This is a genomic window from Mesorhizobium sp. M4B.F.Ca.ET.203.01.1.1 (assembly GCF_004791025.1).
Lineage (GTDB): Bacteria > Pseudomonadota > Alphaproteobacteria > Rhizobiales > Rhizobiaceae > Mesorhizobium > Mesorhizobium abyssinicae.
In genome coordinates, this window is sequence record NZ_SRUO01000026.1 from 25663 (window position 1) to 46956 (window position 21294).

Here is a 21294-nt window from a genome sequence, read left to right on the forward strand (position 1 = left end):
GGCACGCCCGTTCGTCATGCAACGGGGCACCGCACATCGAGCCAAGACATCATGCCTTGAGCGGAACAATCGGTCCGGCAGGGCATTAGCCTGACCCCGATTAAGAATTTCTTAGGCCGACCGGGTCAACCGAGCCGGAAGGGCCGCCTCGCCAACCGCCCTAGCGACGATCGCCTCCAGCGCCTCCGGCCGGTGCAGCAGAAAGCCCTGGCCGTAGGCGACGCCCATGTCGCGAAGGATGTCCATCGCCACCCGCTGTTCGACCTTCTCGGCCACGACGCTGCAGCCGAGGCTCCTGGCGATGCCGGAAATCGCCGAGACGATCTCGCGGTCGAAGCGGCTCTCGGCGATGTGCTCGACGAAGGAGCCGTCGATCTTGATGGCGTCGATCGGAAAGCGCCTGAGATATTCGAACGAGCTCATGCCGGCGCCGAAATCGTCGAGGCTGACCCGGCAATGCCGCTCGCGCGCCTTGCGCACGAAGGCCTCGGCGGCGTCGAAATTGGTGACGGCGGCGGTCTCGGTGATCTCGAAGCCGATGCCGGCCGGCGGCGCGCCGGTCTCGGCGATGACGGCATCGACGAACTCCCAGAGCTGCGGGTCGCTCAGCGTCTGCGCCGAAAGGTTGAAGCCGAGCGAAATGGCGCCCGAGCGCATCGCCGGACCGTGCATTTCCAGCGCCGCCCTGACGATCCAGCGGTCGAGCCTGGAAGCGATGCCGAAGCGCTCCGCCACCGAAATGAACTCGCCGGGCGGGATCATCTTGCCGTTGCGGGCGGAAAGCCTGGCCAGCACCTCGACCTGGCGGCTGTAGCGCCAGGGCTGGCCGAGCCGATGGATCTGCTGGCCGAACAGTTTCAGCCTGCCGTCCTCCATGGCATCGACGAGGTCGGCGGCAAGCCGCGCCGCGTTGAGGCCGCCGGAGCCGGAAGCCGTCTCGGCCGAGAACACCGCGAAGCGGTTGCGGCCGGCGGCCTTGGCCGCGTAGCAGGCGTCGTCGGCGCAGGCCAGTGCATCGGCTACCGTGGTGTCGCGATGGGCGACGAAGGCGATGCCGATGCTGGCCGCGAGCCTTCGCGTCGTGGCGCCGAGCTCGGCGTCGCGCACGGCGGCAAGCACCGCGCCGGCCAGCCGCTCGGCCTCGGCCTGGCCGCAGTTCGGCACCAGCAGCGCGAACTCGTCGCCGCCAAGGCGTGCAGCGTGCGCCGATGACGGCAGGCTGGCGAGGATGCCGGCGGCGATGCTCTTCAGCGCGAGGTCGCCGGCGGCATGGCCGGCGAAGTCGTTCAGCGCCTTGAAGTAGTCGAGGTCGACATAGAAGACGGCGAGCGGCAGCCGGCGCTGCGTGGCGATGTGGTCAGCCAGCAGCCGGTCGAAGGCGGCGCGGTTGAGCAGGCCGGTCAGGGCGTCGTGGTTGGCGGCGTAGGTGAGTTCCTGCGAGCGCTTCTTGTCCTCGGTGATGTCGCGCACGGTGCCGAGGATCTGGCCGGCGCCGCCGGCGCAGGCGATGAAGCGGACCAGCGATTCAAGGTGGCGGATCTCGCCGTCGCGCCTGATGATGCGGTATTGCGAGGCGGTTACCGCTTCCGATCCGGGCGGCGGCAGGTGCGCCCGCTCGGTGGCCTCCTTGTCATCGGGATGCAGATAGGTGTGCCAGAGGCCGGCCGAGACCTCGTCGGTATCGCTGACCAGGCCGAAGATCTCCCGGCTGCGGGCATCCCAGAAGCTCTTGTTGGTGGCGATGTCATAGTGCCAGATGCCGGTGCCGCTGGCGGCGAGCGCCAGGCGGAAGCGCACATTGACCTCATCGAGTGCCGCCTCGGCCTGTTTTCGCCGGGTGATATCGGTCTGCACGCCCATCAGCCGCAGCGCCCGGCCCTCGGCGTCGCGCTCGACGATGCCGCCGCGGTCGAGCACCCAGACCCAGTGGCCATCCTTGTGCCTGAGGCGCAGCTCCGTCTCGATGGACTCCGTCAGGCCGGCGATGTGGCGCTCGCCGCTGGCCAGTGCCCGCTCGCGGTCGTCGGGATGGGTGAGCGTCAGCCAGAGATCCGCCGTGGCGGCAAGCTCGCCCTCGGCGTAGCCGAGCATCTTCAACCAGGTCGGCGAGTAGTAGCAATCGCCGCTGGCGACGTTCCAGTCCCAGACGCCGAGATGAGCACGTTCCAGCGCCAGCGCCCAGAACTCCCCCTTGCGTGTCTTGTCGTCCGCCATGCCCGGTTTTTATCCGCCCTGTTGGAGGGCAGTGTGCACAAAACCAGAGAAGAAACCGTTACCGCCTGGATCAGGCCGGGCGCCGCCAGCGATAGGCCTCATCGACGACGCGCAGCGTGCCGAGGTTGTCCGCGAGCGCCGACAGCAGCGCGCTGTTGTCAAAACCGTAGGCGCTTGGCTGCAGCACGGCGCGATCGATGCCATAGGCCTCCATGACCCGGCGGTAGTCGGCGACCGTGACCATCGCCGGCGTGTAGCCGCGCGCCGGGTCGAGCGGACAGGCCGAGGCGAAGACATGGGCATGGGCGTCGCAACTGCCTTCCGGCAGGCGCAGGGCGGTACGCCGCGCCGGCGCAAGCGGCGGCAGGCACTGCCGGGGCTCCGTCCCCGCCGGGAGATGCGCGGCGCTCATTCGGGCCCCTCCCCGGCGGCGCCGGACGCGGTCAGGAAATCGAAGTCGCAGCCCTGGTCGGCCTGCAGCACGTGGTCGTGGTAGAGCCGGGCATAGCCTCGCGCCGGCCGCTCCACCGCCGGGCGGGCAATCGCCGCCCGGCGCGCCAGTTCGGCGTCGTCGACCAGCATGTCGATGCGCCGCGCCGGCACGTCAAGGCGGATCATGTCGCCATTCTGCAGCAAAGCGAGCGGACCGCCGGCGGCCGCCTCCGGCGAGACATGCAGCACCACCGTGCCGAAGGCGGTGCCGCTCATCCTGGCATCCGAGAGGCGCACCATGTCCTTCACCCCGAGCGCGGCCAGCTTCTTCGGGATCGGGATGTAGCCGGCCTCGGGCATGCCGGGCGCGCCGCGCGGTCCGGCATTGCGCAGCACAAGCACGTCGTCCGCGGTGACGTCGAGCGCCGGATCGTCGATGCGCTCGGCAAGGTCGGCGACGGATTCGAAGACGACGGCGCGCCCGCTGTGCTGCATCAGCGCCGGCGAGGCGGCGGAATGCTTGATGACCGCGCCGCGCGGACAGAGATTTCCCGACAGCACGGCCATGGCGCCCTGCCCGGTCACCGGCCGGCCGAGCGGCCGGATGACGTCCTGCGCATGCATGTCCTCGGGCTTCATGACGCGGTCGCCAAGCGTGCCGCCCTCGACCATGGGCGTCGTCAGGTCGAGGACGTCGACGAGCTCGGCCAACAGCCTGGGCACGCCGCCGGCCTGGTGGAAATGTTCCATGTAGTGTTCGCCAGACGGCTTCAGGTCGACCAGCACCGGCACCTCGCGGCCGATCCGGTCGAACTCGGCGAGATCGACCGGATGCCCGGCCCGGCCGGCGATCGCGGCGAGATGGATGATGCCGTTGGTCGAGCCGCCGATCGCCTGCGTGACGACCATGGCGTTGCGTATCGATGCCGGCGTGACGATGGCGCCGGGCAGCGGTGCGCCGGCGACGGCAAGCGTGGCGGCGGCGCGTCCGCTCGCTTCCGCCGAGCGGACGCGCTCGGCATGGGGCGCCGGAATGGAGGCGGCGAAAGACAGCGAGAAGCCCATCACCTCGGCGACGATCGCCATGGTGCTGGCGGTGCCCATGACCATGCAGGTGCCGACCGAGGGCGCCAGCCTGCCATTGACGAGGTCGATCTCGGCGGCGTCGATATCGCCGGCGCGGTGGCTCGACCACAGGCGCCGGCAGTCGGTGCAGGCGCCCAGCGTCTCGCCCTTGTGGTGGCCGGCGACCATCGAGCCGACCGGCACCACGACCGCCGGCAGGTCGGCGCTGATGGCGCCCATGATCTGCGCCGGCAATGTCTTGTCGCAGCCGCCGATGACGACAACCGCGTCCATCGGCTGCGCTCGGATCATCTCCTCGGTGTCCATCGCCATCAGGTTGCGCAACACCATGGAGGTCGGATGGGCGAAGGATTCGTGGATGGAGATGGTCGGGAACACCATCGGCAGCGCGCCCGAAAGCATGACGCCGCGCTTGACCGCCTCGATCAGCTGCGGCGCGTTGCCGTGGCAGGGATTGTAGTCGCTGGCGGTGTCGACGATGCCGACGATCGGCCGCTCCAGCGCATCGTCCGAATAGCCGGCCGCCTTGATGAAGGCCTTGCGCAGGAACAGCGAGAAGGCCGCGTCGCCGTAGCTGGTCACTCTCTTCCTGAGGCCGCGATACGGCAATCGGCACCTTTGGGCTGAATCTCACGCTGACTGCGGACGCCCGGGTGGGTCGCCGCTGACCGGAACCATAGGCGAACCGCTCATATTGTCAATAATCACGATCTATATTCCGGCGACAATACCCAAGATTCGGCGATTTCGACTTACAATGCGTGTAGTATTATCAATTATCGTGACCATTCGCTCCAGTTGCGGAAAGGCTCTGTCTGCGGCTAGAGTGACCGCAGAGGACGCGGCAAGGACAAGGAAATGCTCCACGTGGCAGACTATGGCGGCAAGGAAGCCGACGTCGTGCGGGCGCTGGAGGAGGACATCATCTTCGGCCGCCTGGCGCCCGGCACGCGTTTGGTCGAGGACGTGCTGCTTGGCCGCTTCCCGGTGTCGCGCCACACCATCCGCCAGGCGCTCTATCAGCTGGAGAAGCTCGGCGTCGTCACCCGCGAGCGCAACAAGGGCGCGATGGTGAGGCGGCTATCACAGGAAGAGGTGCGCCAGATCTACGAAGTGCGAGAGCTCTTGCAGCGGCAGGCGGCGCTGATGATCCCGCTGCCGGCAAGCGATGCGCTGATCGACGAGCTGATGGAGATCCACCGGATCTACAGCGCCCATGTCGACGCCCACTATTTGCGCGGCATCCACGAGGCCAACGACCGTTTCCACCTCACCATGTTCTCGGCCTGCGGCAACGACTATCTGGTGTCGTCGATCGACCATTACATGCGGCTCAGCCTGCCGGTGCGGGCGAACTCGCTCGCCGACCCGGACAAGCTCGAAGTCTCGCGCCAGCACCACTGGTTCATGATCGAGGCGATGAAGCGCCGGGACAATTGGGTGCTGGCGCAGCTCTGCGTCGACCATCTGCAGCCGAGCAAGATGTTTTATCTCGAGGAGATCGAGAAGGCGGATGGGGCGTAGGAGCCCCTATTACCCCGCCGCCAGCCGCCGCCGCGCCACTGCCGCATGGAACCGCGCGCCGTGCAGCAGGCCTTCGTCGTTGAAGTCGTAGGACGGATTGTGCAGCGGCGCGCTGGCGCCATTGCCGAGGAAGACGAAGCAGCCGGGCACGTGGGCGAGGAAGCGGGCGAAATCCTCCGAGCCGGTCATCGGCTCCGCCGCGACGCCGACGGCGTCGTGGGCCAGCACGCTTCGGGCCGCGACAAAAGCCTCGTCGACCAGGCCGGCGTCGTTAACCAGCGGCACGAACTCGCGCGTGTAAGTGACGTCGGCGGCAACGTTATAGGCCTGCGCCGTGCCCTCGGCGATGCAGCGCATCTCGCTTTCGATCGCCGCGCTCACCTCGGGGCGAAAGCTCCTGGCGTCGCCGAGGATGCGGGCAAGGCCGGGCAGCGCGTTGCGGGTGCCGTCGGTGATCAGCTCGGTGACCGAGACGACGCCGATGTCGGCAGGGCTCAAGCGGCGCGAGACGATGGTCTGCAGATTGACGACCAGCGCGCAGGCGGCGACCAGCGTCTCCTGGCCGGCATGCGGACGCGCGGCATGGCCGCCGACACCCTTCAGCACGATCTCGAAATTGTCCTCGGCCGACATGATCGGCCCGACGCGGGTCTCGAAATGGCCAATGGGCAGGCCAGGCATGTTGTGCAGGCCGAAGATCTCCTCGAAGGGGAAGCGCTCGAGGAGCCCGTCGTCCAGCATGGCGAGCGCACCTCTGCCCCACTCCTCGGCCGGCTGGAAGATGAAGCGCACCGTGCCGTCGAAGCCGCCTTCATTGGCGAGCAGCTTGGCCGCGCCGAGCAGCATCGAGGTGTGGCCGTCATGGCCGCAGGCATGCATGGTGCCGGGCGTCTGCGAGCGGTAGTCCATCGTGCCCTGCTCGGCGATGCGAAGCGCGTCCATGTCGGCGCGCAGCGCGATCGCGCGGTTGCCGCTGCCCCTGGTCAGCGTGCCGACGACGCCGGTGCCGCCAATACCCTCGGCGACCTCCAGCCCGAATTCGCGCAGTTTTTCGGCGACGAAAGCGGCGGTGCGCTTCTCCTCGAAACCGAACTCGGGATGGGTGTGGAGATCATGCCGCCACGCCGTCATCTCGCGGTGCAGTGCCTGTTCGTCGAGCTTGGCCATCTTCGTCCTAAGTCTGTTCTCTACGCATCCGGACGGAAAGCTACTGCCAAGTCGCCAAGCCTGCTACCGCGAAGTCGCCGAGCCTGCTACGGCGAGTCGCCAAGCCTGCTAGGCGAAGCTTCAGGCAAGCTGCATCAGCACGTCGTCCGGCCTCACGCCGACCAGTTCGGCATAGCGGCCGGCGTCGGTCGCTCCTTCCGAGTTGACGACGAGCACGCGCGAATGGCTGTCGAGGCCGAGCGCCGCCCGCATACGCCTGTCCCCTGCCGCGCGGATCAGTCCGGCGAGCCCCGCACCGCCGCTCTCGCCGGAGATGATTGCCGGATCGTTGCCCAAAGGTCGCGCCAGCCGCCTCATCACGGCGACCGCATCCTCTTCCTCCACCGTCATGAAGGCATCGCCGACGCGCGCCAGCACGCGCCAGGCGACCAGGGACGGCTCAGCGCATTCGAGCATCGCCATCACCGTCGACTGCTGATGCGCGATCGTTGCCGGACGTCCGGCTTCGGCCGAGGCGTAGACGCAAGCCGAGCGCACCGGCTCGACCACCACGGCCTTCGGCCGCCGCCCGCCAAGCATGATCGCCATATGGCCGGCGATCGCCGCGGCGAAGCCGCCGACACCGGCTTGCAGAAAGACATGCGTGGGCGGCTCGGCCATGTGCCGCAGCGTCTCGCGCACGATCACCGTATAGCCCTGCATGACCAGGCCGGGGACCCGTTCATAGCCCGGCCAGGACGTGTTGGAGACGATCTTCCAGCCGCGCTCGGCGCCGACGCGGGCGACTTCGCGCACCGCATGATCGTAGCCGCCCTCGACCTGGACGATCTCGGCGCCGAAGCGGGCGATGGCAGCGACACGCTCACGGCTTACGCCAGCATGGACGAAGATCACAGAGCGCGCGCCGACCAGGCCGGCGCCCTGCGCGACCGAGCGGCCATGATTGCCGTCGGTGGCGCAGACAAAGATCATGCTGGACGCGATCTCCCGCACCTTGGCGTCGTTGATCTCGCCGATATCGACGGTGCGACCGAGCCATTTGCCTGCCTCCTCCAGCACCAGCCGGATGACGGCATAGGCGCCACCCAGCGCCTTGAAGGAGCCGAGGCCGAGACGCTGGCCCTCGTCCTTGACGTGCAGTGCCGCGATGCCGAGCTCATCAGCCAGTGCCGGCAAGGCGTGCAGCGGGGTTTCGGCATGGTTGTGCCGCGCCTTGAGATAGTGCTCGGCCCGCTCGCTTCCCGCCACGCCGAGGGACTCGGCATCGGCCGCAACCAACGGCTGGTTGTGTTCGGGTCGTTGGTTGAGCAGCAGCATGGCATTCTTTCTTCGAGGCACTGAACTTATTGGCGCGCGCGAAAATTCGCCGTCTAAACTCGCTGAATGATTGAAGTTTGTTTCGGCCCGATGTCGCCGGATGCGAACCCCTGCGAGACTCGACGCCTTCGGCCTGACTATTTTTGGTGGTGTCATGGCTTGGCAACACTGTGCCGCCGAAGCCGGCGATCCGCGTTTTCTGCTGCTCAATCGGCCGCCAATCGCGCGGCGACGCCGAGCAGAATGTTGGCGCCGGCAACCAGTTCGCCGGCGGCGGTGAACTCTGCCGGGTTGTGGCTGATGCCGCCGCGGCTCGGCACGAAGATCATCGCGGACGGCGCGATGCGCGCAATCATCTGTGCGTCGTGGCCGGCGCCCGAGGTGATGCGCCGGCAGGAAAGGCCGGCGGCTCCGGCAATCTCCTCGATCAGCGAGACGATGCCGGCATCGAAGGTCACCGGCTCGAAACGCGCCAGGCTTTCGGCCTGGACGGTGACGCCGGCGCCTGCTGCAAGGTCGTCGAGAAGGGCGGCGAGCGCCGCCTCTTCCTCGCGAAGGTGCGTTTCGTCGGGATCGCGGAGATCGACGGTGAAGGTCGCCCGCGACGGAATGACGTTGATGGCGTTGGGCTCGAAGGCGATGGTGCCGACAGTGGCGACCGTCGGCGTCGGCGAGGCGCCGGCGCGGTCCGCCAGGAAGCCGATCACCCGCGCGGCGGCGACGCCGGCATCGCGGCGCATCGACATCGGCGTGGTGCCGGCGTGGTTGGCCTGGCCTTCGATCGTGATGCGCTGCCAGGAAATGCCCTGCAGGTTCTCGACCGCGCCGATGGCGATGCCTTCGCGCTCCAACACCGGCCCCTGCTCGACATGCAGCTCGACATAGGACTGCGGCTTGAGGAATCCCGGCTGATGCCGGCCGGCATAGCCGATGCGCTCCAGCTCCTTGCCCAGCACCGAGCCGTCGGTGCCGACTGCCGCGAGCGCTTCGTCCACCCCGATGCCGCCGGCAAACACCAGCGAACCCATCATGTCAGGCGAATAGCGCACGCCCTCCTCGTTGGTGAAGGCGGCGACGGCGAGCGGGCGCGCCGGCGCGAAACCTGCCTCCTTCAGGCTCTCGATCGCCTCGAGCGCCGAGAGCACGCCATAGCAGCCGTCATAGATGCCGGCGTCGATCACGGTGTCGATGTGCGAGCCGAGCATGACCGGCAGCTGGCCGGCATTGGCATCGCCCTGCCAGATGCCGAAAATGTTGCCGATGCGGTCGACGGCGACTTCGAGCCCTGCCTCATGCAGCCAGCCGACGAGGCGGTCGCGGCCGAGCCTGTCCATATCGGAAGCGGCGACGCGGACGAGCCGGCCCTGCGCATCGCGGCCGATGCTGCCGAGCTCATCGATACGGCGCAGAAGACGGTCGGCGTTTATCGTCAGATTGCTCATGCCGGCTGCCTCGCCCTGCCAACCTCCTCCGGCGCCATCCCGACCAGGTCGGCATAGCGGCCGGGATCGGTCGCGCCTTCGGAATTGACGATGAGCACGCGCGAACCGGCATCGAGCCCGAGGGCGGCCCGCAGCTTCTTATCGCCGGCAGCGCGGATCAGCCCGGCGAGCCCTGCCCCGCCGCTCTCGCCGGAGACGATCGCCGGATCATCGCCTGAAGGCCGCGCCAGGCGGCTCATCACCGAAACCGCCTCGTCCTCGTCCACGGTCATGAAAGCATCGCCGATCCGCGACAGCACCCGCCAGGCGACGAGCGACGGCTCATAGCATTCGAGCATCGCCATTACAGTGGGCTTGCTGTGCGCTATCGCGATGGGATGTCCTGCCTTTGCGGTTTCATAGAGGCAGGCCGCCCGCGCGGGCTCGACCACGATTGCCCGCGGGCGATCCTCGCCAAGCACGATGGCGAAATGGCCGGCCACCGCCGCGGCGAAGCCGCCGACGCCGGCCTGCAGAAAGATATGTGTGGGCGGCTGGGCCAAGCGCTTCAGCGCCTCGCGCACGATCACGGTATAGCCCTGCATCACCAGTCCCGGTATGCGCTCGTAGCCCGGCCAGGATGTGTCGGAGACGACCGTCCAATCGCGCTCGGCGGCGACGCGGGCGGCTTCCTTGACCGACTGGTCGTAGTCACCGGCGATGCGCACGATCTCGGCGCCGAAGCGGGCAATGGCCGCCACGCGTTCGTTGCTGACTCCCGAATGGACGAAGATGACCGAACGCGCGCCGACCAGGCCGGCGCCCTGCGCGACCGAGCGTCCATGATTGCCGTCGGTCGCGCAGGCGAAAGTCATGCCGGCGGCAATCGCTCTCACGTCCGGCCTCTGCAGGTCCGCGACATCGACGGTGCGGCCAAGCCGCCTGCCCGCCTCCTCCAGCACCAGCTGCATCACGGCATAGGCGCCGCCCAGCGCCTTGAAACTGCCGAGGCCGAGGCGTTGCCCCTCGTCCTTCACGTGCAGGGCGCCGATGCCCAGTTCGCCGGCGAGCGCCGGCAGGGCGTGCAGCGGCGTCTCGGCATGGTTGTCACGCGCGGCGAGGAAGCGTTCCGCTTCGACGGCCCCGGCCGTGCCGAGCGTCGCGGCGTCTTCCTCGGTCAGCGGCTGGCGATGATCCGGGTGGCGGTTGAGCAGGAACATGGGGCGGTTTCCTCCGTCTTGATGGCTGAAATTTATTGCAAGGAGGGCGAGAAAGGCGCTCTGTTTTGCTGCCTGAAATGCAAGTTTGTTTCGTTTGGAACCCTCGCCATGTCCGCCTCACCCGATCTCGACGCTTTCGACCGCGCGATCCTCGCCATCCTGCAGAAGAACAACACGACGCCGCAGCGGGTGATCGGCGAGGCCGTCAACCTGTCGGCGCCGGCGGTGCAGCGGCGCATAAAGCGCCTGCAAGAAACCGGCGTCATCCGCGCCAATGTCGCGCTGGTCGATCCGGCCAAGGTCGGCCATCCGATCACGATCTTCGTCGAGGTCGAGGTGGAGAGCGAGCGCGCCGAACTGATCGACGCGGCCAAGCGCGGCTTCGCCGAAGTGCCTGAGGTGCAGCAGTGCTATTACGTGACCGGCGAGGCCGACTTCATCCTCGTCGTCACCGTGGCGACCATGGCCGACTACGAGACGCTGACCAGGCGGCTGTTCTTCGCAAACAACAACGTCAAGCGGTTTCGCACGTTTGTGGCGATGGACCGGGTGAAGGTCGGGCTCGAGGTGCCGGTGGGCTGAGCATATCCGCTCACCACGGCAGCCTTTTGCCGTCGCGGAACAGGCCGCCGGTCGGGCCATCGTCCGGCAATGTCGCGGCCCAGACGATGCCGGCCGCCCCTGGCGCGACCGGACGGCCGTCGGGCTTGCCCTTGTCGGCCACCCAGTCAGAGCTGATCGCGTTAACCAGGACGCCGGCGCCGCGCAATTCGTCCGCCAGGATCCGGGTGAGCGCATTGAGCGTCGCCCTGCCGGTCGAATAGGCCGGCGCGCCGACGTCCGTCGAGGCCGAGGAACCGGCCTCGGGAGAGACGATGACCAGCCGGCCATGACCGGAGGCGCCGAGCAGCGGCCCGAATGCGAACGCCACCCGCCAGGCGCCGACGACATAGGTCTCGAAGGCCTTGCGGCCCAACGTCCGGTGGGGCAGCAAGGCCCGAGCGGACAGGTCGTAGCGGATGGCGCCGTTGTTGACGAGCACGTCGAGCCGACCGAAACGGCGCTCCACTTCGGCCGCGGCAAGGGCCGGTCCATCAAGCGCGGCAAGGTCCAGCGCGATCGCCTCGACATTGCCCGCGAGCTTCTTCGCCACCGCCCCGCTCTTGGCGAGGTCGCGCACGCCGACGAGCACAGTGAAGCCGAGCGCCGCGAGCCGGCGGCCGGTTTCCAACGCGATATGGCGATTGCCGCCGGTGACGAGGGCGACCTTGCCGGAGTGTGCTGTCGTGCCGGTCATGTTGTTCCCTCAACGTCCTCACAACCAGAATGCGACATTCCAACTGCCGCGCCCAGTTGATTAGAGAAAAGATTTCGTTCGTTGCGCCAGTTCCGGCTGGACTGCCGCGAACATCTGGCGCCAGCGGTGGCCCCGCCCGGCGGAAACAATCCAGAAACAAGATTCAACAGTTGGGAAAAACTCGCGAAAAAACCGGGTGGCATAACCATTCCCGGAGCAGCCGGGTGCGGCCAGCGACATATCGATCTTCGAAAAGGAAATGCCGATTATGAAAAAGACCCTTCTCTCCGTTCTCGGCCTGGCCGTCGCGCTCGCTTTCGCGGTGCCGGCGCTCGGCACCAGCGCCGCCAACGCGGGCACCACCACCCCTGCCGCGACGACGACCACCACCACGACCACTGCTGCTCCGGCCGCGACCACCGAGACGGCGAAGCCCGCCGCCAAGGCCACCCATCACAAGAAGCATCACAAGCATCACGCCCGCAAGCATCACCTGAAGAAGCACCGCAAGCATCACGCCAAGAAGCATCACGTGAAGAAGCACCATGTGAAGAAGCACGTCGCCAAGAAGGCGGCCTAAGTCCCGATCTCCTCCCACCGGGATTGCTTTTTCATGGCCGGATGGTCCCGACCCCCCTGGACCATCCCACCCCGGAAACGCCGCCTCCGACCCGAGGCGGCGTTTTCCGTTGATGCCGGGCTGCGCCGGCCGAGCTATTTCTTGCCCTGCGGATGGATCGTCTCGCCGCGCTTCAGCATCTCGACGAGGTCGGCGATTTTCTTCCTGCGGCCGGCCTCGGTCTTCATGTTGTGGGTGCGGAAGGTGAGCGCGAAGCGGTTCTGGGCGTTGAGCCCGGCCAGCATCGCCTTCGCCTTCGGCTCGGCGTCGATGGCGGCCTGCAGGTCGGGCGGGATGGTCATTTCCTTGGCCGAATAGGCGCGCGCCCAGCGGCCGTCGGCCTTGGCCGCCTCGACTTGCCGCAGCCCATCTTCGGTCATGCGACCCGCCTCGACCAGGCGGGCGACATTGTCGACGTTGATCCTGCTCCAGGTGCTCTTGTTGCCGCGCGGCGTGTAGCGCTGCAGGTAGCTCTTGTCGTCCAGGCTCTTGCGCACCGCGTCGATCCAGCCGAAGCACAGCGCGACGTCGATGGCCTCTTTCGGCGTGATCGAGGGCAGGCCGGAACCGACCTTGTGGATATTGATCCAGACCTCGGTCTCGCTGGCGTGGTGACGGGCGAGCCAGGCACGGAAGCGCTCGGCATCGGCGAATTCATGCAACCTTGCCGGGATCGACTTTTACGGGCGGCATCAGACGGGTCCTCGTTGCGCAGCGCCGAAACCGCCGATCTCCCCCCTTGTGGGGAGATGGCCGGCAGGCCAGAGGGGGGCGCTGTCCCGCCAGCCTATCAGCGAGTTACATCTCGGCTTCGTTCATGATTCTCTGTAGAGAATAGATCAAAGGATGCGATCCTTCGCGCCCCCTCTGCCCTGCCGGGCATCTCCCCCACAAGGGGGGAGATCGGCAGCTTCAACCTCACTGCAGATGCGGCTTCCTGAGAAAGCTGTTGCGGTCGGCGGATTTCACGCGGAGCCAGGTCTCGCGACCGTCGCGCACCACGCGCAGCGGGATTTCGGAGCCGGCCGGGTTTTGCCAGAGCTTGCGGTAGAAATCGGCAAGGCCGTCGACCTCCCCGTCCCTGACGTCGGAGATGATGTCGCCCTGGCGCAGGCCGGCCTTGGCGGCGGGGCCGCCTTCGGTGACGCTCATCACCACCACCACGCCGTTCGACTCGGCCGAGAAGGCGCCGAGCCACGGGCGCGGCGGCTTGACCACCTGGCCGCGCGTTAGCAGGTCGTCGAGGATCGGCGGCAGAAGGTTGATCGGCACAATCATGTTGATGTCGGCGACTTCGCCGGCGCGGCTCATCTGCAGGCGCAGCGAGCCGACCCCCAGCAGGTTGCCGTCCTTGCCGAACAGCGCCGCGCCGCCCCATGAGGGATGGGCGGGCGCGATGAAGATCGCCTCGTCGAGCAGATACTCCCAGTAGCCGGCGAATTCCTGCTTGGTGACGATATGAGAGCGCACGCTCTGGCCGATGCCGTCGACGAGCGTCACGGCGTCGCCGACCTTGGCCTTGTGGGCGTCGCCCAACGCCACCGCCGGCAGGCCGAGCGGCGACAGCGCCTGGACCAGGCCGAAACCCGATTCCTGGTCGTAGGCCAGCGCATGCGCGGGCACGACGCGGCCGTCCTGGTCGGTCAGCCAGACCTCCTCGGCTTCGGTGATGAGATAGCCGATGGTCAGCACCAGCCCGTCGTCGCGGATGACGACGCCACTGCCCTCGCGGCGCGTGCCTAGCGTGTTGGCGGTGAAGGCATCGTCGGGAACCGTGGCGCGGACGGCCACGACGGAGCGTGAAATCTGGTCGATGGTCATCGGTTCATCCTGGCAAGATCGTTTCCTCTATAGGTATGGCGGATGGGGGGAGGCGCAAGGGTTGCTCTCCCCTTCCCCTTGCGGGTGAGAACGGAAATGGCTGCGCCTCGACAATAGTTCAACAAATTTTGGACTTCCCTATTTGACGCGCGCTCGGTCGCACCTAAGTTTAGCTCGAACCGACCGATCAACCCGCACCCCGCCAAACCCCATAAGGCCTCCCGATGAACCAATACACACCGCCGAAAGTCTGGACCTGGAGCAAGCCCAATGGCGGCACCTTCGCCAGCATCAACCGGCCGATCGCCGGCCCGACGCATGAGAAGGAACTGCCTGTCGGCAAGCATCCGCTGCAGCTCTATTCGCTGGCCACGCCCAACGGCCAGAAGGTGACGATCATGCTTGAGGAGCTTCTGGCGCGCGGCCACAAGGGTGCCGAATACGATGCCTGGCTGATCCGCATCAACGAAGGCGACCAGTTCGGCTCAGGCTTCGTCGAGGTCAATCCCAATTCCAAGATCCCGGCGCTGATGGACCGTAGCGGCGAGAAGCCGATCCGCGTCTTCGAATCCGGCGCGATCCTGACCTATCTGGCGGAAAAGTTCGGCGAATTCCTGCCGAAGGATCCGGCGGCGCGGGCCGAAACCTTCTCCTGGCTGTTCTGGCAGATGGGGTCTGCCCCCTATCTCGGCGGCGGCTTCGGCCATTTCTACGCCTATGCGCCCGAGAAGATCGAATATGCGATCGACCGCTTCGCCATGGAGACCAAGAGGCAGATGGACGTGCTCGACCGCAGGCTGGCAGAGAGCGAATACCTCGCCGGGCCGGACTATACGATCGCCGACATGGCGGTGTGGCCGTGGTATGGCGGCCTGGCCAAGGGCCGCAGCTACAACGATGCCCACCAGTTCCTGTCGGTGCATGAGTATGAACATGTGCAGCGCTGGGCCGACGCCATCGACGCGAGGCCGGCGGTGAAGCGCGGCCGCATGGTCAACCGCCTCTCCGGCGACCCGGCCTTCCAGTTGCACGAGCGCCACGACGCCAGCGACTTCGAGACGAAGACGCAGGACAAGCTTCTGGCCAAGGCAAGCTGAGGGATGAGGAGCCAATCTCCGGGATTGGAGTTTGGCCCAGCAATTCCAGGAAGTGTGTTCAGTCTCAGCGTTTCCCTGAAACGCTGAGACGCCTCAAAGCATCGCCGACAGCAGCAGCATGGCGCCGACGCCCGCCATCAGCAGGCCCGGCCAGTTCCGCGACAGACCGAGGAAACCGAGTCCGCGCCGCCGCGGCTCGAGTGTCGGCGCGGCCAATCTTGACGCCGTCCGGTCGGTGGCTGTGCCGAGCGGTGTCGGCTCGCTGAGCCGCCCGCGCCCGAGCGCCGCGCCGGCCATATAGACGACGCCGGCAACGACCAGCAGCGCACCGATGAGGATCATCGTCATCCCTGCTCTCCTTGGGTTCAGAGCCCGGTGCGAATGAAACGCCAGGACGCCCCTGCAGGTTCCGGTGTCGCTGCCCCGCTACCCCAGCAGCTTCGCCAGCCGCGGAATGCCCTCGCCCACGGCGCGGCTGTCGGCGAGCGTGAAGCTCAGCCTGAGCGTGTTGCGGCCGGTGCCGTCGGCATGGAACGCATTGCCCGGCACGAAGGCGACGCGCGCTTCCTTGACGGCGCGGGCAAGCAGCGCCGTGGCGTCGCTGCCCTCGGGCAAGGTGACCCAGACGAACATGCCGCCATCCGGCCGGCTCCACGTCACGCCCTCGGGCATATGGGCCTCCAGCGCGCCGAGCAGGCCGTCGCGGCGGGCGCGATAGGCGCCGATCAGCTTGTCGACCTGCTGGTCGAAGATCGCCTCGGCGGCGCGATGCATGGCCACCTGGTTGATCGAGGGGCTGTGGAGGTCGGAGGCCTGCTTCATCAGCACCAGGCGCTCCACCACGCGGCGCGGCGCGCAGACCCAGCCGACGCGCATGCCCGGCGAGAGGATCTTCGAGAACGAACCGCAATAGAGCGTGCGGGCATTGTCGATGCCGCCCGAGCGCTGGCAGTCAAGCGCCAGTATCGGCGGCACGCCTTCGCCGTCATAGCGCAGCGCGCGGTAGGCGGCGTCCTCGATGACGGCGATGTCGAGTTCGCCGGCGAGGTCGAGCACCGCTTCGCGCTGTTTCAGGCTGAGCGTCTCGCCGGTCGGGTTGGCGAAGTCCGGCACCAGATAGGCAAACTTCACTTTGCCGCCGGCGGCGGCTGCCGCTGCGTGGTAGGCAGCGGGCGTCATGTTGCCGCCATCTGGGGTCAACCGGTCGTAGCGCGGCTCATAGGCGTTGAAGGCCTGCAGCGCGCCGAGATAGGTCGGCCAGGTGACGAGCGCGGTGTCGCCCGGCGAAAGAAACAGCTTGCCGAGATAATCCAGCGCCTGCTGCGAGCCGGAGGTGATGAAGATGTTGTGCTCATCGCAGGCGACGCCGAGCTTGCCCATCTGGCCCGCCAGCCATTTCCTGAGCGGCAGGTAGCCCTCGCTCACCTGGTACTGCAGCGCCGCGCCCGCCTCCGGGCCGCCGAGCACCGAGGCATAGGCATCGCTGATGGCGTCGGCCGGAAACAGCGCCGGATCCGGAATGCCGCCGGCAAAGGAGATGATGTCTGGCTGGTCGAGCAGTTTCAGCAGCTCGCGGATTTCTGACGCCTTCATGCGCGAAGCGCGCGACGCCAACAGGTTCATCAGGGTCAAGGCCCACCTCCCAGTGGATGGTCATTCTTGCTCGGGCATGATCTTGTGCAAATCCGGGTTCCCGGTTTCCGCGATCATGCGCATTTAGGTCAATGTAGCTGACCTATTATCAGGCTCCATCGCCGGTTGGAATAGGCAGAAGGGCGTTCCGCGTGGCCCAGGGAGAAAAAAGCATATCAGCGACGATGCATGGAAAGTTGTTGCGCTTCATGACCGTCGATGCAACCGCGCCTTGGGCGGGATTGTCGTCATATTAGAATAGGCGCATATTGCTGAAGGCCGAAGCGTCGCTCCGGTTGCAAGGCGCTGTCGGCATGGCTGCCGGGCGGTCGAGGCCACGTCAAATGTCAGTGAAAGGACAAGCAACTCGGGTGCTGCTCAAACAATCCGGCAGCCCGGGACAATGATATTTGGAGGAGATACCCATGAAGGTCACCGTGTTGGCAAATTATGCATCCCACGCCGCCAAAGGACTGATGCAGGGCTCGGACCGGCAAGCTGCAGTCAAGGCGCTTTTTGAAAGCGTCGGCGGCAAGATGACCGGCTTGATGTTCACGCGCGGCGCCTATGACGTCGTCGTCAATGGTGAGGTGCCGGACCAGGCTGCCGGGATGGGCATCGCCCTTGCCGTGCGGGCAAGCGGCTCGTTGAGCGACTTTGTCATCCTCGAAGAACTCGACATGAAGGCCGTGCTCGCGGCCGCCAACAAGGCTGCCGGCGCCTACAAGCCAGCCGGCTGACCGCAACCGATCGGAGCAAGCCATGACCGCCTACAACGTCGTCCGCTTTCGCACCAAGCCAGGCAAAGAGAAGGCCTTCGTCGATGCGCATGAGAAGATCTCACTGACGGCCAAGGGTTTTCGCAAGGGCGCCCTGATCAAGACCGGCGAGCGCACGTTCTGCATGGTCGGCGAATGGGACGACATGGACAGCCTCGCGGCGGCGCGCCCGTCGATGATCGGCGTCCTCGACACGTTTCGCGATATGCTTGAAGACCTCGGCGGCGATCTCGGCGTGACCGACCCGGTGTCGGGGACGGTCGTCGCGGAAATAAACTAGGGCGCGTCGCCAATCTGCGATGGCCGGGCCGCCGGGCGCTCGGCCGTCGCCGTTCGGCTGGACGCGCGGCGGCATGTCGATCGCCGCGCGCCGGCCTCCTAGAACGGCAGCCGTATTTCGTGGGGCTGAACCGATTCCGTCCAGCCGATATCCTTCTGGGTCTCAGGCGGCAATTCGTTCAATTCACGCATTGTTTCTTTGTGCCTGGAGGCTCGCTTGAGAGCAGCTCCAAGCCTGCGAAGGGTTTTGAACATCGATATCCTCCGTATCGCTGCGGCGCAAAGAGCGATGCTGCCCTCTCACGCCGCACCGGTTTTGCGCCGCGTGTGTATCCGATCGATTGCACGAGAACGGTGAAAGACTTCACAAAACAGGCCAGCGCGAAACATTTGCATACAAATTGATTTGGAGTACGCGCGGCCTACAACACCGCCCCATCTTTCGCCACCACCCTGCCCGCCCGGTACACCGTACGCTCCCCTGGCACCGCCACCACCGCCTCCGGCACATGTTCGGCTTTGAGCACCACGAAATCTGCTCTGGCGCCGACTTCGATGCCGTAGCCTTCGAGCCCAAGCGCCTTCGCGCCGGCATAACTCACCACGTCATAGGCGGCTTCCAGCTCCCAATCCTCGTAGAAGCCGGAGCGGTAGCCGATCATGCTGGCGCGGTTCAGCATGTCGCCATCGCCATAGGGCCACCAGGAATCGCGGATGTTGTCGGAGCCGCTGAAGACGGTGACACCGGCCTTGCGCAGTGCCGCCACCGGCGGGAAGGCGTGGTTGCCGGGCGCGTCGGTCATGATGGCGACGCCTGAGGCGGCGAGCATGTCGCCGGCCCTGGCCAGCGCGTCGGCCGGGATGTCGCCCAGCGCGTAGGCGTGGCTGACGGCGACGTTGCCGCCCATGCCCAATGCCGTGGTCCGCGCCGCGATCTCCTCGATCTGGAACAGGCCGAGCGTGCCGCCATCGTGCAGATGGATGTCGACGCCGACGCCATGCTTTCCGGCGAGGCCGAACACCACGTCGAGATGGGCCTTCACATCGCGGTCGAAGCTCGCCGGGTCGAGCCCGCCGACGAGGTCGCAGCCGAGCCTTAGAGCTTCGTCCAAGAACTCCGGCGTGCCGGGCGACGACAGAATGCCGCTCTGCGGGAAGGCGACGAGCTGGATGTCGATCAGCTCGCGATATTTCTCGCATATGGCGAGGATCACTTCGAGATGCTTCAAGCCGACCGAACCGTCGACCATGACGTGACTGCGCATGGCGAGGCTGCCGTGGCCGATGCACAGCTCGAGCTGGTTTTTCGCGCGCTCTGCCATCGGTGCGGCCGCGCTGAGGTTGCGCGCCTGGAAGGCAACGCGCTCGCGCACGTCGAAGCCGTTGGTGCAGGGAATGTGCGGTCGCCAGGCATCGCCGTAGAAGGAGGTGTCGAGATGGATATGCCCCTCGACGAAGCCCGGCAGCACGAGCTGGCCGCCGAGATCCGTGCCCGCCGACAGGCCGGCCGCTGAGGCGGGCGTGATGGCGTTGAAGCGCCCGTCCATAACATGGAGGTCGACCAGCGAGCCATCGGCCAGCCTGGCTTTGCGGAAAATCGTCTGTTCGGTCAAGGGCGCCGTCCGGTCTGGTTGCTGCGCCAGTCGTCGCCGCTCGGCCGGCCAAGGTCAATGCGAGCCGGCCGAGAAACTGTTTCTTGCCGATGACGCAACCGGCGATCGCCATTTTCGCGCCAGGGTGGCAACTTCCAGGCCCGAATCCGCACAATCCCGCCGGCATATTCCGCTATCGCGGAAGTTCCGCTTCGTTGCCGATATGCGATGGTGTTTTCGCGGCGGTACGAGCCGCCCTGGTCGACGCGGGCCCGAAAGCACCCCAACATGCGCCCCCGCGGCCCCGTCGACCACGGCCGGCTCTCTTCAAAACGGCCCGCGCCATTGGCATGGCGCGGTCGTAGAGGGTTTTGGTTTCGATTGGTTCACGGAATGTCCGCTGGACGTTCCGCAATATTATCCAATTCGAAAATGCTGCTGTTCGAAAAATGCCAAGGGCAGCATCGACGAGATTGAGTGGTGGCAGCCCCCCGCTCCGCCGGTTAAGGCGCCAACAATGCGCTCAGCCGGCGGAGCCACCAGCTGCAAAAGCCTCCTTCGCGAGAGCCTGGGCAAACTCAGCCATCAGCGCGCCGTATTCCTCCATCGCCGGCAACGCCGCGTAGCTGTGCACGGCGGGCGTCGCCGCAAAGGGCAGTCTCTCGCTGGTCCAGGTCTCGACAAAGGGCGTGAACCAGCCTGGATCGTCGAGCATGGTCGGGCGCAGGTTGACGAACCAGTCGAGCCCCTCCGGCCGGGTGAACATCCAACTCATGCAATGCGGGCAGAAATAGTGGTGCGATGCGCCGTGCAGTCCGCCAATGACCGGCTCGCCTTCGGTGACCACGAAGGCCTCGCTCGGGATCGCCGCACTCAGCGAATAGGCGCTGGCCGCCATGCGCTGGCAGCCGGTGCAATGGCAGGCCATGGTCAACAGCGGCGGGGCGGTGACCCGCAGCCGAACGCGGCCGCAGCGGCATCCGCCTTCGGCGGGCAGGTTGAGGCTTGGCATGGTGGGGCCTCCCCGGGTTGGTTGAAGGGCGCCTGCCTTCTCCCTTCCGGGAGAGGGTTCAGCGTCCGCTCAGCGTCGCCGCCGTCGCCAGCTTCGCGCCGGCCTCTTCGAAAGCCGCGTTGTGGCGGGCGATGATCGCTGCGGCGCTCTCGGCAGGCGTATCCAGCGTCGAGTGCGCGTCGGACACCACGGTGACGCCGAGACCTCGCGCCATCGCGCCCTTCAGGGTCGCCGCGACGCAGAAGTCGCTCTGGGCGCCGAGCAGGATGACAGCGCCGGCGCCCTGGCCGGCCACCCACTCGCCAAGTGCGGCATTGGAGAAGGCATCGCCGACACGCTTGCCGAAGGTCGGCTCGTCATCGGCCTGGCCGAGCCCCGGCCATACCGGCCAGCCGCTCGCGCCCGGCGCCAGCGGATCGCCTTGCGGGCCGTCATGGCGGATGAAAGCGACCTTGCGGCCGGATTCTCGCGCCCAGTCGATCACCGCGCGGGCACGGGCGACAATACCCTCCGCGTCATGGATCGGCGGCTCGAAGCGGCCGTCGAACATGCCGGTCTGGAGATCGATGACAATGAGCGGAGCAAGGCTGGATTCTGGCATGGGCGGGAAGATAGCGTGGGTGGAGGGTGGGTCAAGGATGGATGCTTCACCCGAAGGCGGAGATTGGCGAAAGCGGCGATGACAAATGATCTCCCCCCTTGTGGGGGAGATGCCCGGCAGGGCAGAGGGGGGCGCGAAAGATCGCGGCCTTCGATCACTTGTTCCTCAGAACCCTAAATCGTGC

General features: G+C 66.6%; 21 protein-coding genes and 1 pseudogene. 6 read left to right on the plus strand and 16 right to left on the minus strand.

Annotated features, from left to right (window positions below; genetic code table 11):
• Positions 1-111: 111 nt before the first annotated feature.
• The 3 genes from EN846_RS32435 to EN846_RS32445 form a co-directional block, all read right to left on the minus strand.
• Positions 112-2214, minus strand: a complete 2103-nt coding sequence (locus tag EN846_RS32435) for an EAL domain-containing protein (protein ID WP_135859571.1) — start codon at positions 2212-2214, stop codon at positions 112-114.
• Between the two features lie 70 nt (positions 2215-2284).
• On the minus strand, positions 2285-2626 hold the full coding sequence (locus tag EN846_RS32440; protein ID WP_127392598.1) for a hypothetical protein: 342 nt from the start codon (positions 2624-2626) through the stop codon (positions 2285-2287).
• Complete coding sequence (locus EN846_RS32445) at positions 2623-4314, minus strand: IlvD/Edd family dehydratase (protein ID WP_127392597.1); 1692 nt, start codon at positions 4312-4314, stop codon at positions 2623-2625. Before EN846_RS32445 ends, EN846_RS32440 begins: the two co-directional genes overlap by 4 nt.
• 276 nt (positions 4315-4590) lie before the next feature.
• Here EN846_RS32445 and EN846_RS32450 point away from each other — a divergent pair, with 276 nt between their 5' ends.
• Positions 4591-5256, plus strand: a complete 666-nt coding sequence (locus tag EN846_RS32450) for a GntR family transcriptional regulator (protein WP_127392596.1) — start codon at positions 4591-4593, stop codon at positions 5254-5256.
• A gap of 9 nt (positions 5257-5265) precedes the next feature.
• Here EN846_RS32450 and EN846_RS32455 read toward each other — a convergent pair whose 3' ends face one another.
• The 4 genes from EN846_RS32455 to EN846_RS32470 form a co-directional block, all read right to left on the minus strand.
• Positions 5266-6423, minus strand: a complete 1158-nt coding sequence (locus tag EN846_RS32455) for a M20 aminoacylase family protein (protein ID WP_127392595.1) — start codon at positions 6421-6423, stop codon at positions 5266-5268.
• 120 nt (positions 6424-6543) lie between these two features.
• Entirely contained in the window at positions 6544-7740 is a 1197-nt protein-coding gene (locus EN846_RS32460) for a diaminopropionate ammonia-lyase (RefSeq protein ID WP_127392594.1), read from the minus strand.
• A 206-nt stretch (positions 7741-7946) separates the two neighbouring features.
• Complete coding sequence (locus EN846_RS32465) at positions 7947-9182, minus strand: Zn-dependent hydrolase (RefSeq protein WP_127392593.1); 1236 nt, start codon at positions 9180-9182, stop codon at positions 7947-7949.
• The gene (locus tag EN846_RS32470; protein WP_127392592.1) at positions 9179-10381 is read right to left on the minus strand and encodes a diaminopropionate ammonia-lyase; all 1203 of its coding nucleotides are present in this window, start codon (positions 10379-10381) and stop codon (positions 9179-9181) included. Before EN846_RS32470 ends, EN846_RS32465 begins: the two co-directional genes overlap by 4 nt.
• Before the next feature lie 108 nt (positions 10382-10489).
• On the opposite strand from EN846_RS32470, the gene EN846_RS32475 reads away from it, so the two are divergent.
• The gene (locus EN846_RS32475; protein WP_127392591.1) at positions 10490-10963 is read left to right on the plus strand and encodes an Lrp/AsnC family transcriptional regulator; all 474 of its coding nucleotides are present in this window, start codon (positions 10490-10492) and stop codon (positions 10961-10963) included.
• A gap of 10 nt (positions 10964-10973) precedes the next feature.
• On the opposite strand, the gene EN846_RS32480 is transcribed toward EN846_RS32475, so the two are convergent.
• Together EN846_RS32480 and EN846_RS32485 are read right to left on the minus strand one after the other, a co-directional pair.
• Positions 10974-11678, minus strand: a complete 705-nt coding sequence (locus tag EN846_RS32480; protein ID WP_127392590.1) for an SDR family NAD(P)-dependent oxidoreductase — start codon at positions 11676-11678, stop codon at positions 10974-10976.
• A 60-nt stretch (positions 11679-11738) separates the two neighbouring features.
• Complete coding sequence (locus EN846_RS32485) at positions 11739-11918, minus strand: hypothetical protein (protein WP_127286283.1); 180 nt, start codon at positions 11916-11918, stop codon at positions 11739-11741.
• A 28-nt stretch (positions 11919-11946) separates the two neighbouring features.
• Here EN846_RS32485 and EN846_RS32490 point away from each other — a divergent pair, with 28 nt between their 5' ends.
• Positions 11947-12258 (plus strand): hypothetical protein, encoded by a 312-nt coding sequence (locus EN846_RS32490; RefSeq protein ID WP_127286282.1) that lies wholly within the window; start codon positions 11947-11949, stop codon positions 12256-12258.
• Positions 12259-12392: 134 nt separating this feature from the next.
• Here the strand turns inward: EN846_RS32490 and EN846_RS32495 are convergent.
• Positions 12393-12990 (minus strand): annotated as a pseudogene (locus tag EN846_RS32495) (YdeI/OmpD-associated family protein).
• A 225-nt stretch (positions 12991-13215) separates the two neighbouring features.
• Positions 13216-14118, minus strand: coding sequence for a S1C family serine protease (locus tag EN846_RS32500; RefSeq protein WP_127286280.1), 903 nt, complete (start codon positions 14116-14118; stop codon positions 13216-13218).
• Between the two features lie 224 nt (positions 14119-14342).
• Here EN846_RS32500 and yghU point away from each other — a divergent pair, with 224 nt between their 5' ends.
• Positions 14343-15215 carry a glutathione-dependent disulfide-bond oxidoreductase gene (gene yghU / locus EN846_RS32505; RefSeq protein WP_127286279.1) on the plus strand — a complete coding sequence of 291 codons (873 nt, stop codon included), beginning with the start codon at positions 14343-14345 and terminating at the stop codon, positions 15213-15215.
• 93 nt (positions 15216-15308) lie between these two features.
• Here the strand turns inward: yghU and EN846_RS32510 are convergent, their stop codons facing one another.
• Complete coding sequence (locus EN846_RS32510) at positions 15309-15563, minus strand: hypothetical protein (protein WP_127286278.1); 255 nt, start codon at positions 15561-15563, stop codon at positions 15309-15311.
• A 78-nt stretch (positions 15564-15641) separates the two neighbouring features.
• Positions 15642-16838, minus strand: coding sequence for a PLP-dependent aminotransferase family protein (locus tag EN846_RS32515; protein ID WP_189379645.1), 1197 nt, complete (start codon positions 16836-16838; stop codon positions 15642-15644).
• 434 nt (positions 16839-17272) lie between these two features.
• On the opposite strand from EN846_RS32515, the gene EN846_RS32520 reads away from it, so the two are divergent.
• Positions 17273-17587: a GYD domain-containing protein gene (locus EN846_RS32520; RefSeq protein WP_127286276.1), complete on the plus strand. Its 315-nt coding sequence runs from the start codon at positions 17273-17275 to the stop codon at positions 17585-17587.
• Between the two features lie 22 nt (positions 17588-17609).
• Positions 17610-17906: an antibiotic biosynthesis monooxygenase gene (locus tag EN846_RS32525; RefSeq protein WP_127286275.1), complete on the plus strand. Its 297-nt coding sequence runs from the start codon at positions 17610-17612 to the stop codon at positions 17904-17906.
• A 421-nt stretch (positions 17907-18327) separates the two neighbouring features.
• On the opposite strand, the gene EN846_RS32530 is transcribed toward EN846_RS32525, so the two are convergent.
• From EN846_RS32530 to EN846_RS32540, 3 genes are all read right to left on the minus strand, one after another.
• Complete coding sequence (locus EN846_RS32530) at positions 18328-19518, minus strand: amidohydrolase family protein (RefSeq protein WP_127393082.1); 1191 nt, start codon at positions 19516-19518, stop codon at positions 18328-18330.
• Between the two features lie 502 nt (positions 19519-20020).
• Positions 20021-20509 carry a GFA family protein gene (locus tag EN846_RS32535; RefSeq protein WP_127287335.1) on the minus strand — a complete coding sequence of 163 codons (489 nt, stop codon included), beginning with the start codon at positions 20507-20509 and terminating at the stop codon, positions 20021-20023.
• A gap of 58 nt (positions 20510-20567) precedes the next feature.
• A complete protein-coding gene (locus tag EN846_RS32540) occupies positions 20568-21110 on the minus strand; it encodes an isochorismatase family protein (RefSeq protein WP_127287336.1) in 543 nt (180 codons plus the stop codon).
• Positions 21111-21294: the final 184 nt, after the last annotated feature.